Source organism: Mesorhizobium sp. P3_B5, from assembly GCF_056402815.1.
This window is the reverse complement of the sequence record NZ_JBFUGR010000003.1, coordinates 437,689-451,719: the sequence shown is the minus strand read 5'-3', so window position 1 is coordinate 451,719 and position 14,031 is coordinate 437,689. Positions and strand designations below refer to the sequence as shown.

Annotated in this window: 17 protein-coding genes; 3 read left to right on the top strand and 14 right to left on the bottom strand. The window is 63.7% G+C overall.

Annotation, left to right across the window (positions count from 1 at the left end):
• Positions 1-129: 129 nt before the first annotated feature.
• From fliP to AC1DVW_RS11800, 14 genes are all read right to left on the bottom strand, one after another.
• Entirely contained in the window at positions 130-861 is a 732-nt protein-coding gene (gene fliP, locus AC1DVW_RS11865) for a flagellar type III secretion system pore protein FliP (protein ID WP_477245829.1), read from the bottom strand.
• A complete protein-coding gene (locus AC1DVW_RS11860; protein ID WP_477245828.1) occupies positions 858-1,355 on the bottom strand; it encodes a flagellar basal body-associated FliL family protein in 498 nt (165 codons plus the stop codon). The genes fliP and AC1DVW_RS11860 overlap by 4 nt, the downstream gene beginning before the upstream one ends.
• An 18-nt stretch (positions 1,356-1,373) precedes the next feature.
• The gene (gene flgH, locus AC1DVW_RS11855) at positions 1,374-2,078 is read right to left on the bottom strand and encodes a flagellar basal body L-ring protein FlgH (RefSeq protein ID WP_477323257.1); all 705 of its coding nucleotides are present in this window, start codon (positions 2,076-2,078) and stop codon (positions 1,374-1,376) included.
• Complete coding sequence (locus AC1DVW_RS11850; RefSeq protein ID WP_477323255.1) at positions 2,075-2,653, bottom strand: MotE family protein; 579 nt, start codon at positions 2,651-2,653, stop codon at positions 2,075-2,077. Before AC1DVW_RS11850 ends, flgH begins: the two co-directional genes overlap by 4 nt.
• Positions 2,654-2,657: 4 nt before the next feature.
• Positions 2,658-3,899 (bottom strand): flagellar basal body P-ring protein FlgI, encoded by a 1,242-nt coding sequence (locus AC1DVW_RS11845; RefSeq protein WP_477323253.1) that lies wholly within the window; start codon positions 3,897-3,899, stop codon positions 2,658-2,660.
• Entirely contained in the window at positions 3,896-4,432 is a 537-nt protein-coding gene (flgA, locus tag AC1DVW_RS11840; protein WP_477323251.1) for a flagellar basal body P-ring formation chaperone FlgA, read from the bottom strand. Before flgA ends, AC1DVW_RS11845 begins: the two co-directional genes overlap by 4 nt.
• A gap of 6 nt (positions 4,433-4,438) precedes the next feature.
• Positions 4,439-5,227 carry a flagellar basal-body rod protein FlgG gene (flgG, locus tag AC1DVW_RS11835; RefSeq protein WP_477273051.1) on the bottom strand — a complete coding sequence of 263 codons (789 nt, stop codon included), beginning with the start codon at positions 5,225-5,227 and terminating at the stop codon, positions 4,439-4,441.
• Between the two features lie 11 nt (positions 5,228-5,238).
• Positions 5,239-5,574 carry a flagellar hook-basal body complex protein FliE gene (fliE, locus tag AC1DVW_RS11830; protein WP_477323249.1) on the bottom strand — a complete coding sequence of 112 codons (336 nt, stop codon included), beginning with the start codon at positions 5,572-5,574 and terminating at the stop codon, positions 5,239-5,241.
• Positions 5,574-5,990 (bottom strand): flagellar basal body rod protein FlgC, encoded by a 417-nt coding sequence (gene flgC, locus AC1DVW_RS11825; RefSeq protein ID WP_477245814.1) that lies wholly within the window; start codon positions 5,988-5,990, stop codon positions 5,574-5,576. Before flgC ends, fliE begins: the two co-directional genes overlap by 1 nt.
• Positions 5,991-5,992: 2 nt before the next feature.
• Positions 5,993-6,373 (bottom strand): flagellar basal body rod protein FlgB, encoded by a 381-nt coding sequence (gene flgB / locus AC1DVW_RS11820; protein WP_477323247.1) that lies wholly within the window; start codon positions 6,371-6,373, stop codon positions 5,993-5,995.
• A 90-nt stretch (positions 6,374-6,463) separates the two neighbouring features.
• Positions 6,464-7,624, bottom strand: coding sequence for a hypothetical protein (locus tag AC1DVW_RS11815; RefSeq protein WP_477323245.1), 1,161 nt, complete (start codon positions 7,622-7,624; stop codon positions 6,464-6,466).
• Positions 7,611-9,029: a flagellar protein export ATPase FliI gene (gene fliI, locus AC1DVW_RS11810; protein WP_477323243.1), complete on the bottom strand. Its 1,419-nt coding sequence runs from the start codon at positions 9,027-9,029 to the stop codon at positions 7,611-7,613. Before fliI ends, AC1DVW_RS11815 begins: the two co-directional genes overlap by 14 nt.
• A gap of 4 nt (positions 9,030-9,033) precedes the next feature.
• Entirely contained in the window at positions 9,034-9,756 is a 723-nt protein-coding gene (flgF, locus tag AC1DVW_RS11805; protein ID WP_477323241.1) for a flagellar basal-body rod protein FlgF, read from the bottom strand.
• Positions 9,757-9,763: 7 nt separating this feature from the next.
• Entirely contained in the window at positions 9,764-11,575 is a 1,812-nt protein-coding gene (locus AC1DVW_RS11800; protein WP_477323239.1) for a DUF1217 domain-containing protein, read from the bottom strand.
• A gap of 143 nt (positions 11,576-11,718) precedes the next feature.
• On the opposite strand from AC1DVW_RS11800, the gene motA reads away from it, so the two are divergent.
• Genes motA through fliN form a run of 3 tightly spaced genes read left to right on the top strand, consistent with a single transcriptional unit; the run spans position 11,719 to position 14,004 of the window.
• Positions 11,719-12,594: a flagellar motor stator protein MotA gene (gene motA, locus AC1DVW_RS11795; protein ID WP_112559342.1), complete on the top strand. Its 876-nt coding sequence runs from the start codon at positions 11,719-11,721 to the stop codon at positions 12,592-12,594.
• Between the two features lie 53 nt (positions 12,595-12,647).
• The gene (locus AC1DVW_RS11790; protein ID WP_477323237.1) at positions 12,648-13,583 is read left to right on the top strand and encodes a FliM/FliN family flagellar motor switch protein; all 936 of its coding nucleotides are present in this window, start codon (positions 12,648-12,650) and stop codon (positions 13,581-13,583) included.
• 34 nt (positions 13,584-13,617) lie between these two features.
• Positions 13,618-14,004: a flagellar motor switch protein FliN gene (gene fliN, locus AC1DVW_RS11785; RefSeq protein ID WP_477273035.1), complete on the top strand. Its 387-nt coding sequence runs from the start codon at positions 13,618-13,620 to the stop codon at positions 14,002-14,004.
• Positions 14,005-14,031: the final 27 nt, after the last annotated feature.

The following is a 14,031-nucleotide window of genomic DNA, read 5'->3' as shown; positions in this document are numbered from 1 at the left end:
GTGAGACCCGATCACCCGCCATCTGCAGGCGAATATGCGGGCAAGTCCCTACCAAACGGCTAAACGGGACGGTTAATCGAAAATATATTGCGTAAAACTTGAGCGAATGCGGCGCCGGCCGGAAAACGATCAGTTGAAAGATCGCACCAGGCTGCCGACCAAAAGATTCCAGCCGTCGATCAGGACGAAGAACAGGATCTTGAAAGGCAAAGAGACGACGGTCGGCGGCAGCATCATCATGCCCATGGCCATGGTGATGGTGGCGACGATCAGGTCGATGACCAGGAACGGCAGCACGATCAGGAAGCCGATCTCGAAGCCGCGCCGGATTTCCGAGATCATGAAGGCCGGGACCAGGATGCGCAGGTCGACGGTCTCCTTGGCAACCACCTGGCCGCGCTCGCGGGCGAGGTCGGCAAAAAGATCGAAATCCTTGTCGCGCACATTGTGCAGCATGAAGGTGCGAAACGGATCCGAGATCTTCCCGAACGCTTCGGTCTGGCTGATCTGGTTGTCCATCAGCGGCTTGACGCCGGTGTTCCAGGCCTGGTCGAAGGTCGGCGCCATGACATAGAAAGTCATGAACAGCGACAGCGAAATGAGGATCAGATTGGCCGGTGTCGATTGCAGGCCGATGCCGGCGCGCAGGATCGAGAAGGCGATGACGAAGCGGGTGAAACTGGTCACCATGATCAGCAGACCCGGCGCCACCGACAGCACGGTAAGCAGGCCGAACATCTGGATGATGTAGCCGACGGTCGTGCCGTCGGTCTTGCCGATGCCACCGAGGTCCAGTTGTTGGGCGGCGGCGACAGATGTGGCGGCAATGACGATCGCCGAGGCGATGAGGAATTTCTTCATTCGAGCAGCAATGTCTTGATGAGGACCTGTTTGGCATGGCCGCCGCTGCGGATCGCGGCGCGCTCCTCGAGGTCGGCTTTCAAATGCTGGTAGCCGCTGGCGCCCTCGATCTGGTGCATCTTCAAGGTGCGGACCAGGGCCAGCAGATCCTGATGGATGTCGTCGGAAACCGTCGTCGGTTGCGGTGCGTCATACAGCACCGACGCCTCCAGCCTTATCCAGACGTCGGCGGGCGCCGCCAAATTGGTGGTGATTGGCGCCAGTGCCACAAGCGTCGGTCCTGCGCCCGGCTGCTCATGCGCGGCGGCGGGCTGCTCGGCGTTGGCCTGGTTCTCCGGCGCCGCCGGCACCGGCACTGGTCCTCCGACACCCTTCAGATAGCCACCGGACATCCAGCCCATGCCGATGGCGGCGGCCGTCACCGCGAGCAGCATCGCCAGCTGGATGACGAGGGAAGGTCCCTTTTTGGGTTCGATTTGCTCGACGCTGGCCACGGTGCGATTCTCCCGATCCTAGAAAGGAAGGACTTGATCAAGGATCTGCTGGCCATATGCAGGCTGCTGGATCTCGCTGACGCGGCCGCGGCCGCCATAGGAGATACGGGCCTCGGCGATGCGTTCATAGGAGATGGTGTTCTCGGCGCCGATATCGGACGGCCGCACCATGCCGGCAATGGTGAGCACCCGGAGTTCGGCGTTGACACGCACCTCCTGCGATCCCTTGATCAGCAGATTGCCATTGGGCAACACCTCGGTGACGACGGCGGCGACATTGAGCTCCAGGTTTTCCGAGCGTTTGATCTCGCCGTCCGCGTTGGTTTCGGTGCTGGAACTCAAGCCGGCGTCGCCCTTGCCGCTCGTGCTGGCACCTTCCCAACCGACGTTGACGTCATAACCGAGCTTGCGGCCGGCGGTACGGCTCCTGTCGTTCTGGTTCTTGAAGTTGGCCTTGTCGTTGAGCTTGATCCTGACGGTCAGGATGTCGCCATCGCGCAGCGCGCGCGGATCGGTGAACAGCCGGCTCTGGCGATCGTCCCACAGCGAAAATTTCTTCACCGGCGCCGGCGGCGCCTCAGGATAGCTGTAGGGAGCGTTGGTGCTGCCGGTGATGCCGGAGCCGACCGGCGACAGCGCCGGCTCCCTGCCGACCTCCCTGAGGTCGGAGCCGCAGCCGGACAGGACGGCGACGCCGAGCAGGATGAGCGTTCTGCGGATCATGACGGATCTACCCTTCGGGCGGCGCTGGCCATGATGCCGGTGAGCGCTGCCGCCGCCTTCTGGTCCATTTCGTTGAGAATGATGCTGGCCTTGCGCGAATCGAGCTTCATCAGGATGGCGGCGGCGAGGTCGATATTGACCATCGCCAGGCGCTCGGCAGCCGCATCGGGCTTCATGCCGGCATAGATCTTGACGACACCGTCCTCGGCGCGTGCCAGAAAGACTTCGCGCCGCTTCAGCCATTGCTCGTATTCGGCCCGCTTGTCGTCCAATGCCTTCATGCGCTGGTCGATGCCGGCCTGCAGCTGCTTCAGTTCCTCTGCCTGCAGCATGTAGCGTCGGTCGCGGGCGGCGTCGGCAATGTTGGAGCAGAAGCGCTCGATCTCGCTTTGATCCGGCGCCTTCTCCCGCGCCAGCTGCTGCGGAGCTGCCGGCGGCGGCGCGCCCGGCAACACCTGTCGAACCGCTTCCTCGGTGCGGGCAGGGCCGCCGGCGAGAAGTGCGAAGGCGCAGGCCGCCAGGACTGCCCTGGCGTTGCGGTGATGCTTTCGGCGAAGAAGATCGATCATCGGCATGGGCCTATTGGAGAACCAGATCGGCCTGCAGGGCGCCGGCCGACTTGATGCCTTGCAGGATGGCAATGATGCCGTCCGGCTTGACGCCGAGACGGTTGAGGCCGGACACAAGCGTTTGAAGGTCGGGTCCGTCCAGCACGGCGACGCGGGCGTCGGGCTGCGTGGCCTCGATGGTGGTGAAAGGCTCAACCGCGGTCACGCCCTTGGAGAAGGGTTCCGGCTGGACCACTTTCGGCTGCTCGGTGATGCGCACGGTGAGCGTGCCGTGGCTGATGGCGACCCGCGAGATCTTGACCTCGTTGCCGATGACGATGGTGCCGGTACGTTCGTCGATGACGACGCGGGCCGGCGTGTCCGACTCGACGACCAGGTTCTCGATCTCGGCAAAGAAGCGGGCCGCCGAAACGTTTTTCGGCCTTCTGATCTGTACCGTGCGGGCATCGCGCTCTGCCGCCACGCGCATGCCGAAGCGCTGGGAGGTGTAGTCGTTGACCGCGTCGGCGATGCGAACGGCAGTCGAGAAATCGGGATTGCGCAGCTGCAGGGTCAGTGAAGCCTGATCTTCGAACTCGGCCTGGACAGCACGTTCGACGATGGCGCCGTTCGGCACCCGTCCGGCGGTCGGCACGCCTTGCGTCAGCTGCTCGGCCTGGCCCTGGGCGGTGAAACCGGAAACGATGACCGATCCCTGTCCGACAGCATAGATCTCGCCGTCGGCCGCCTTCAGCGGCGTCATCACCAGCGTGCCGCCGGCGAGCGATGTGGCATCGCCCATCGAGGAGACATCGATGTCGATGCGGGCTCCCGACTGGACGTAGGGCGGCATGTTGGCGGTGACGATGACGGCGGCGACGTTCTTGGCTCGCGCACTGCCGCCCTCGGTGGCGATGCCGAGATTTTCGAGCATGGCGCGGATCGACTGTTCGGTGAAGGGCGAGTTGCGCAGGCTGTCGCCCGATCCGGCGAGACCAATGACCAGACCATAGCCGACAAGCTGGTTGTCCCGAGAACTCTGCAACTGGGCAATGTCCTTGATGCGCGACGCGACCTGGCCGGGCGGCAGCGTGCTTGGCCCGTTCGACACCTTGAACATGCGGGTGGTGGTTGCCGGGTCGTATTCCGGGTCGTTGAAGGCGCCGCCATTCTTGGCCGCGAGTTCGCGCTTTTGCTTCGGCGTCAGCCCGTCGGCCAGCGCCGGCTGCAGGCCGAGCACAGCCGCAAGCACAAGGGCAAGCCCGCGCCTCATGAAGCGCTGACCCTGATCGAGCCGTCGGCCATCACCGTGCCGGAGAAGATCTTGCCGCTGTCGATGTTGCGGACCTTGACGAGATCGCCGGCAGCACCTGGCTGCAGCGTCACGGCGGTGGCCGAAATGGTGAGGCCGCCGGCGATGAAATAGACCTGCACGGCTGCACCCTGTTCCACCAGCCAGGCCTCGCGGATGGCGGCGACCGGGATGTAGCGGCCGGGCAGCAGCGTGCGCTTGGCGACCTTGCCGTCGAGTTCGTCGGCGCTGGTGGCGACGGCATCCGGCCTGTGCTTGCCTGGGATGAGCGTCACCTGCTTGAGGGCACCCGGTTCGATGGTCTCGCCGGGATAGATGACCCGGTTGGGGATCAGCACGACATCGCCGGCGGCCTGGTTGCTGGCGATCTGGTTGGCCGACTGGTTTGCGGTCTGGTCTGTGGTCTCCTGCGCAACAGCCGGCATGCCGCCGGCCACCAGCGCGATGAGCAGCGCGGCGCGGCAGAATGCAGGGCGGGAGACCGGCTTGAACATCGTCTGTTACCTGATGTTCTTGGAAACGACCGAGGCCATGTCGTCGGCGGCCTGGATGACCTTGGAGTTCATCTCATAGGCGCGCTGCGCCGAGATCAGCTCGGTGATTTCCTTGACCGGATCGACGTTGGACGCCTCGAGATAGCCTTGCTGGACGGTGGCGAAACCGGGGTCACCGGGCACGCCGACATTGGCCGGGCCTGAAGCCGCCGTTTCCTGGAAGAGATTGTCGCCGAGCGGCGCGAGACCGGCTTCATTGGCGAAGTTGGCGAGCTGCAGCTGGCCGAGCAGCTGGAGGTCGGTCTGGCCATCGATGCGGGCGAACACCTGGCCGGTCTTGTTGACGATGACCTCGATCGCATCGGTCGGCACGGTGATGGCCGGAATGACATTGGCACCGTCGACGGTCACCAGCTGGCCGGTGGCATTGGTGTTGAAGGCGCCAGCGCGGCTGTAGAGGGTGCCGCCGTCGGCGCCCTCGATCTGGAACCAACCCCGGCCGGTGAGCGCCATGTCGAAGCTGTTGCCGGTGCTGGTCAGTTCGCCCTGGGTGTGCACGTTGCGCACCGCCGTGGTCTTGACGCCGAGGCCGATCGAGACGCCTTCCGGCACCAGCGATGAATTGGAGCGGTTGGGCACGCCTTGCGTGCGGTCGACCTGATAGAGCAGGTCGGAAAATTCGGCGCGGGCGCGCTTGTAGCCGGTGGTGTTGATGTTGGCGATGTTGTTGGCGATGACTTCCAGATTGGTCTGCTGGGCATTCATGCCGGTGGCGGCGATGGCGAGTGCTTTCATAGCGAGGTTCCTCAGATGCCCATGCGGCTGACTTCGAGATATGCGGAAACGACCTTGTCGCGGATGGCGACGGCGGTCTGCAGCGCTTGCTGGGCGCTCATGACGGCATCGACGACCTGACGGGTGTCGGCGTCGCCCTTGAGCGCCTGGAGCGATACTTGCTCGGCATTCTGCAAGGTGCCGACCGTCTTCGACGCGGCCTGGCTGAGCGCTTCGGCAAAGGTGGTGCCGATGTCGGTGCCGGCCAGCGGTGCGGCACCGCCCTGAAACAGGTTCGTCGCCGCGTCGGTGCCGCCGATTTCAGGTTTGAGTTGAAGTGCACCGATGCCGCCAATGCCGCCGATCATCACTGGTTCCTCATCAGGTCGATGGTCATGGAAATCAGATCGCGCGCCTGCTTGATGACCTGCAGGTTGGCCTCGTAGGAGCGGTTGGCCTCGCTCATGTCGGCCATCTCGATCAGCACATTGACGTTGGGCATCTTGACGTAGCCCTTGTCGTCGGCGGCTTCGTTGCCGGGCTGGAATTCGACAGGGAAGGCGGCCGGATCGCGGTCGATCGAACTGACCTCGACCAGCGAGCCGCCGGAAGACCGGTCGAGCTGCGAGACAAAGCTGATGGTCTTGCGGCGATAGGGATCGGCGCCGGGCGTGTCGCCGGTCGACTGGGCATTGGCGAGGTTTTCCGAGACAACACGCAAGCGCTCCGACTGGGCGCCGAGACCGGATGCTGCGACTTTGAGGGCTGCGGTCAATGCGTCCATGGTCAGCTCTTCACAGCCATCATCATCATCGAATGGAATGCTTTGACGATCGCGGTGTTGAGCTCGAAGGAGCGGCGGACTTCGCCAGCCTTCATCAACTCGTTTTCCAGCACCACCGTGTTCTTCGACGGCATGATCGAACCGGTGGTTTCCTGAGGCTTGACGGTAAAGCCGGCATTGGTCGCCGCGCTGCCGAGATGACCGGCCTGGGTGGCGTTGAGCGACACCGCCGTGCGGTCGAGGACCTTGTCGAAGGGTTCGACATCGCCGGCGGTGTAGCCCGGCGTGTTGACGTTGGCGATGTTGCTGGCAATGGCGGACTGGCGCACAGCCAGCCACTGCGACTGCTTGGCAGCGAGATCGAAAAGGTTGACGGGCTCCATGGGAATCTCCGGGCAGGTTTCCAGAGACTAGGCCGCCAGTCTTGCGCGGGCCTTGCGCGGAGCCCGACACCGCGCAGCGTGAAGGGGCTGCTACTTGGAGAGTTCGATCACCTGGTCGGTGCTGGTGACCAGAACCCATTTGCCGCCGCGTTGCTCGATCGACGAGACGATGCTGGAATCCGGCAGTTTCGAGCCGCGCTGGACGATCCACAGGCCGGCGTCGTCCTCGATCATGGCGCGGCCGTTGGCGACATGGACCATACGGAATTTCCCGACGTCGGCCGGGAAGGGTTGTTCGTCGACACCGGGAGGATTCACAGTGGTGTCCTGCAGCGTGCCGGTGGCCAACAGATCGACATCAGGAGGAACATCTTTGGCCGTCAACGGCGCGCCGGCATTTTCCATTTGCGAGCCACCAGCGGTGCGTCCGGCATTGGTGCCGCTGCCGCCGAACTTGATGGCCTGGACGCCGAACTGGTCCTGATTGAAGAAGATATACCAGGGGAACAGCGCGCAAATCAGGCCGAGCGTGAGGCCGAGCGCGGCGACGACGAAATCGCTGCGCCGATCATCCTTCTTTTTCAGCCTGGGAAACTGCGTCTTTGGCGGCTGCGGCCATTCGGTGGCTGGAAAGAGCCCGTCGAGAAGGGAGTCACGACTGGCGGCGATCGCGTCGACAAGCTCGGCATGAGGAGCCCTCGGCGATGAAGGCCTGGGCGGGCTGGGAGGGGAGGGCCTCGCTGAACTGGGCAATGGAGGCTTGGCGACGTCGAGCAAGGCAGGTTCGACTATTCTGCGAGAGGCCAGCTTGGCTTCTCCTGTCAAGGCAGGCTTCGCCACGCTGCGCGAGGCGGGCTTGGCTAGCCTGGCTACGCTGCGCGATGCGAGCTTGGTCACACTGCGCAAAGCAGCCTTGGGCGCGCTGAGCAAGGCAAGCTTGACTGCGCCGGGCATGGATGGCCCGGCCCGGCCCGGCAAGGCAAGGTTGGCTACGCCCGGCAGGGCAGGCTCGGGCAGGCTGGGCAAGGCGGATCCGGGCAAAGCAGGCTCGGGCAACGCAGGCTTGACCACTCTCGGCAAGAATGGCCTGGCTGCCCTGGCCAGAACCGCCTCGGTCTTGGCTGCCTTGGCGCGATCAGCCTTTGCCTTGGCAAATTTCGCTTCGTTCGCCCGCGCTTCTTCCGCAGCCGAGGCCTCGGCAATCATCTCGCGCAAAAGGCGCTCAGTGTACTGAAGCTCAGTCTCCTGCATCGACACTTTGCTTGCCTTTCAGATGACGGGCGAGGTCGGAGAATGGATCGGTCGAGGCGCGATCCCTGGGCGACTGCGTCAACGCTTCGTAGATCAGCGGCACCTGGCGCACCGCGATGTCGAGTTCGGCGTCGGCGCCGCCCTGATAGGCGCCAAGCAGGCGGATGTCGCGGGTGTCCTCGAAGCGGGAAATCATCGACTTCAGTCTGGTTACCAGCATGCGCTGCTCGGCACTCCATGCCTTGTCGGCAAGGCGGGAGATCGACGATAGCGGATTGACCGGCGGATAGCGGCCCTGCTCGGCGATGGCCCGGTCGAGCACGACATGGCCATCGAGGATGCCGCGCACCGAATCGGCAACCGGGTCGTTGTGGTCGTCGCCGTCGACCAGCACCGAAATGATGGCTGTGATCGACCCCTGGCCTTTGATCCCTGGGCCTTCGACGCCTGGTCCGGCGCGCTCCAGCAGTTTGGGCAGGTCGGTGAAGACGGAGGCGGGATAGCCGCGCGCCACCGGCGGCTCGCCGGTTCCCGTGGCCACTTCGCGCAGCGCATGGGCAAAACGGGTGATCGAATCCAGCACCAGAAGCACGCGGTGGCCCTGGTCGCGAAAATGCTCGGCGACGCGCATGGCGGTGTCCGGCGCGCGCCGGCGCATCATGGCGCTCTCGTCGCTGGTGGCAACGACAGCGACGGTCTTGGCCATGCTTTCGGCGCCGATCGTATCCTCGAGGAATTCGCGCACCTCACGGCCACGCTCGCCGATCAGCGCTACCACGACGGTGTCGAAGGCTTCGGCCCCGGCCAGCATGGCGAGCAGCGTCGACTTGCCGACGCCCGAGCCGGCAAAGACACCGAGGCGCTGGCCAAAGCAAAGCGGGGTGAAGATGTCGATGACCCTGACGCCGGTCATGAACGAGGTGCCGACGCGCTGCCGCGACATGGCGCCTGGTGTCGTGCCATCGCCGCTTGCAGCGCCGTCATTCCTGATCAAGGCCGGACCGCCGTCGATGACGCGGGTGAGCGCGTCGATCGCCCGCCCGCGCCATGAGGCATGCGGCGTCACCGTCAGCGGACCGCGGCGAAACACGGCGTCGCCGATGCCGGCATCGGCGCTGCGTTCGAATGGTGCGATGACGACCTCGTCGCGGCCGATCTTGACGATCTCGCCGCGGCGCGTGCCAGCATGGCCGCGCTGCTCGACGAGATCGCCCAACCTGGCGACTTCGGAAAGGCCACGTACCTTGTAGTGCGTGGAAGAAACCTCGGCGACGCGACCGCCGCGCCGCAGCAATATGTCCGTGTCGTCGAAACGGCGCCAGATCCGCTCCAGCGCGGCAAGCCGGTCTTCCGGCACCGCTTCGGGCAGTTTTTCAAGCGCGCGTATCAATGGGCCGGTCGACATGCCGCTACTTGGAGCCGAGCGTCTTGATGGCGTCGTCAGTGGACGCATCGGTCTGGCGCATCAGCGCCGCCGTGTTCTCGAAGGCGCGCTGAACCATGATCAGACGCGTCATTTCCAGCACCGGATTGACGTTGGATTCCTCGAGGAAGCCCTGGGCGACGCCGATATCGGAGCGGTCGGTGACCGGCTCGGGCGTGCGGGCGGGAACGATGCCCGAATTGCCGTAGCGGACGAAATTCTGCCCCGGGTCGAAATCGTAGAGACCGATGGCGCCGACAAGCTTGTCGCCTTGCCGCAGCGAGCCGTCGGCGCCCGCCTTGGGCGGACCATCGCGCGGATCGAGCTGGATCGGCGCGCCGCCGGAATCAAGCACCGGGTGGCCCTCGATCGACATCAGTTCGCCGTTCTCGTTCATCGAAAAACGCCCGTCGCGGGTCATCACGGTGCCGGCGGGCGTGTCGATGGCGAACCATGCGTCGCCCTGGATGGCGAAGTCGAACGGGTTGCCGGTCTCGGTCATCGCGCCATGCGCGCTGGAAAGATAGGTGTTGCCTGTCGATGCGAAGGACACGGACTTCGGCCCGGTGCCGGAGACGACATCCTCGAACTTCACGCCGGTGGCGCGAAAGCCGATGGTCGAGGCGTTGGCGACATTGTCGGCGATGGTGTCGAGGCGGCGCTCGAGCGCGATCTGCGACGAAAGGGCGACGTAGAGGCTGTCCTGCATGGTGCTCTCAGAATTTCATTTTCTGCATCGCCATCATCAGATCGGTCGAGATGCCGGCAGAGGTCGGTTGGGCAAACAGCACGCCGACCGATGTCGATGCCGTCGAGGTTGGGTGATTGATTTCCCACAGGCTGGTGAAGCGGGTCAGGAACTTCTCGAGCTTGGCCGGGTCGGTAAAATCGGTGAGGTCAAGCTTTTGCTCGAAGGCCTGCGCCTGCTTGTCGATGTCGGCGGAGGCGAAGGAATCGGGCAGGCCGAGCGCGGTGCGCACCACGCTGGACAGTGCCGTGTCGGCCAGAACGTCGTACCAGCTGGTGATGGTCGACGCCTTGCGCTCGAAATAGAGCGCCAGCCGCACGCCCTCATTGGTCTTGCCGGCATCTTCTTCCAGCGTCTGGCGCATGTATTTGTCGACGACCGGCTGTTGTGACGGGCTGCGGGTCGTTGCCGCTTCGCCGTAAGCCTCGAAATTCAGCGAGGTGGCGAGCCTGGCGTAAGCCTTGTTGCTGAGCTTGTTGGCGACGCTGTCGGGATCGCTGACGCCGCCCTCCAGAACGTCGCGGACGAGATCCGTGTTGGTGGTTGCCGGATCGAGCCCGCTGGCGGACAGCGCATAATTATACAGGCGGCTGTCGGCCATCAGATCGTCGATGGACTTCACCTTGGTGATGTTGGCGAGGTAGTAGCTGGTCTCGGCCTGGATAGCGTCCGCATTCGGCTTGATGAGGCCTAGACTGGACTCGCTCGTATATAGCTTCGGCGTGATCTTCAGCACCGCGTCGCGCGTGGTCGTCTGATCGCCATACTGGGCGAAATCGAAAGCGGTGACGAAGTTGGCGTAGCTCTTGTCGGACAACAGGTTTGCAGGGCTGAACGGATCGGTGACGCCGCCGTTGACCATGGTGCGGATCTGCTTGGCCGTTTCGGTCGACGCATCCAAACCATATGAAGCCATGGCGAAGGTAAGCAGGCGCTTGTCCTTCAGGAGATCGTCGATCGACTTCACCTTGGAGATGTTTGCCGCGTAGTAGTCAGCCTCGCCCTTGATGTATTGCGCGGTTGGCTTGACCAGCACCAATCCGGTTCCGCCTATGACAGCTTTTGGAACCGCCAGCTGGGCGGCGTCGCGCGCCGTTGTCTGGTCGCCATATTGGGCGAAGTCGAAGGCAGCGACGAAGGCTGCATAGCCCTTGTTGGTCGACGTGTTTGCGGGGCTGTTCGGATCGGTGACGCCACCTTCCAGCATCGCACGCACGGTCGCAGCCGGTTCGCTGTCGGCGTCGAGCCCGAATGCGGCCATCGCATAGGTGAGCAGGCGGTCATTGCCCATCAGGTCGTTGATCGATTTTACGTTGGAGATATTGCTCAGATAGTAGGAGGTCTCGCCCTTGTAGTAGCTGAAGCCGCTCTGCGAGACGCCGGCCGAGACCTGAACGCTATAATTGTTGGTCACACCCTGCTGCGCCGGATTGTAGCTCGTGGCATTCTCCCCCAAGGCCGCGAAATTGAACGCCTTCACGAACTCGGCATAGCGCTTGTCGGACAGTTTGTTGGCGAAGCTGTCGGAGTCGGACACGCCCTCCTTCAGGGCCTTGACCATGAAGGCCTTGGCGTAAGCCATGTCGCCAAGGCCAAAGGCCTTCATGGCATAGGTGAACAGGCGGGTGTTCTTGACGAAATCGTCGATCGTTTTCACGCTGCCGATGTTGGCCAGATAGTAGTCGGTGTCGCGCTTGGTGATCGGCTGCGCCTCGACCTGGTCGATCGCCTTGGGGATGTCCCTGGCGATGAGCTGGTAGCTGGTAAATGTGCTCAACACGACGTGCCTCCGGTCGCAGCGTTCAAAGCAGAGTATGCCGACTTGCTTGCGCGAGGCTGAATCGGTTCGTGATGCGCGATTCAAGCCTCACACAAGGCACGAGGACTATCCGTTGATCTCGTTGAAATGCGGAAGGACCGTTTGTGGGCATTCTGATCGGACTTGTGGTGACGCTCGGCTGCGTTCTCGGCGGCTTCATGGCCATGGGCGGCCATCTTCACGTGCTGATGCAGCCATGGGAAGCGGTGGTCATCTGCGGCGCGGCACTTGGCACCTTCCTCGTCGCCAATCCGATGAAGACCGTCAAGGATACCGGCAAAGGCATTCTGGAAGCCTTCAAGCAGGCGGTGCCGAAGGAGCGGGACTATCTCGAAACGCTTGGCGTGCTGCACAGCCTGATGCGCGAATTGCGCTCCAAGTCGCGCAGCGAGGTCGAGGCGCATATCGACAACCCGGAGGAATCGGCGATCTTCCAGGCCTTCCCGACCGTGCTGAAGAACCACGATCTGACGCATTTCATCTGCGACTACTGCCGCATCATCATCATCGGCAATGCGCGCTCGCATGAGATCGAGGCGCTGATGGACGAGGAAATCCAGACCATCAAATCCGACAAGATGAAGGCCTATCATGCGCTGGTGGCGGTGGGCGACGGCCTGCCGGCGCTTGGCATCGTCGCTGCCGTGCTCGGCGTGGTCAAGGCGATGGGCGCGCTCGACCAGTCGCCGGAAATCCTCGGCGGCCTGATTGGCGCCGCCCTTGTCGGCACCTTCCTCGGCATCTTCCTGTCCTACGCGGTGGTCGGGCCGGTCGCCACCAAGATCAAGACTGTGCGCGAGAAGAAGAACCGCCTCTACATCATCGTCAAGCAGACGCTGCTGGCCTACATGAACGGCGCGCTGCCGCAGGTGGCGATCGAGTTCGGCCGCAAGACCATTTCTTCCTATGAGCGGCCGACGATCGACGCCGTTGAGCAGAGCACGATGAACACCGCGTCCGCCGAGAAGAAAGCGGCCTGAGCCATGCGCGACAACAGACACATGGGTGACAAAAGACGGGGCCGCGCGCCGTCATGACCAGCCCAGGCAGCCCGTCGCAAACCCGTTCCCTGATCATCGAGCGTCTGGTCGGTGACAGCGGCGAGGCCGCTCACGTCATCGGAACCGGCCGGTCGATGGGCGAACGTGCGCTGCCGCTGCTGCAGAAAAGCCTGGCCAACGAGCTTGGCGCTCCGGTCACCGTCGACCTGCGGGCGGTCGAAGTCAGCCGCGTCCCCGATGCGCGCGCGCATGCCGGCGACACGTTTGCCCTGACCATCATTGCCTCGCCGACATCCTCCGATGCGATGACGCTGGTCATCGATTCACCGGCGATCGCAGTCATGGTCTGCGCGCTGTTCGGAGGCGATCCGGATCTGGCCGTATCACCCATCGAGCGCGATCTGTCGCAGATCGAGACGGATGTGGCGACGATGGTGTTCCAGGAGGTCGCGCAAGCCCTCAACGGTTCGGGCCGCCGGTCGCTGGAATTGCGGCTGCCGGTGCCGCGGGCGATGTCCGGCATGGAGGCCAAGCGCCGCGTGCTGCGCGACGGTGCCGCGGTTCGCATCGTCTTCGGTATCTCGACGCCGACCGATACCGGAACGGTCACGGTGATGATCCCGCAGCGCATTCTGCTGGCGACCCGCGGCATTGCGGCCAACGGCAATGAGGCCGACAGCGTGAATTCCGACTGGCGCGCCCGCTTTTCGGAAGAGGTCATGCGCTCGATGGTGACGCTCGAGGCGACCATGCCGCTGGCCCGGCTGACACTTGGCGACATCGCCGATTTCGAGGCCGGCCAGGTCATCGAATTCGAGGAGACCGCGCAGTCGCAAGCGCGGCTGAGCGCGCGCGACAAGACGTTGTTCGTGTGCGAATTCGGCAAGCTGGGACAAAACTACACCGTCCGCATCCGGCACCCATACGACGCCGGACAGGACTTCATCGATGGGCTTATGCCAGGCTGATGCCGGGCGAGCTTGAGCTTTTTGGAGACGACGCATGGCCAAGACCAAGGTGGAAGCCGAACCCGATCAACCGGACGAACAGCTCGACCGGGCCATCGAAGAGTTGCGCGGCGTTCTCCAGGAAGAGGAAAAGCGGCCCGACGCCGCCTTCCGGGCAGCTTCCGGCACCAATTCGAATGTCATCATGACGATACCTGTCGATGTGCAGATCATCCTTGGCAGCACAGAGATGCCGGTGTCGGAATTGATGGCGCTGCAGAAGGGCTCGACGGTGGCGCTGAACCGCCGCATTGGCGAACCGGTCGACGTGGTGGTCAATGGCCGCAAGATAGCGCGCGGCGAAATCACCGTGCTGGAAAGCGATCCATCGCGCTTCGGCATCAGGCTGACCGAAATCATCGCAGCGGCAAAGGGCGCTTAGATATGAGCGACGCGCGGGGTCATCGGC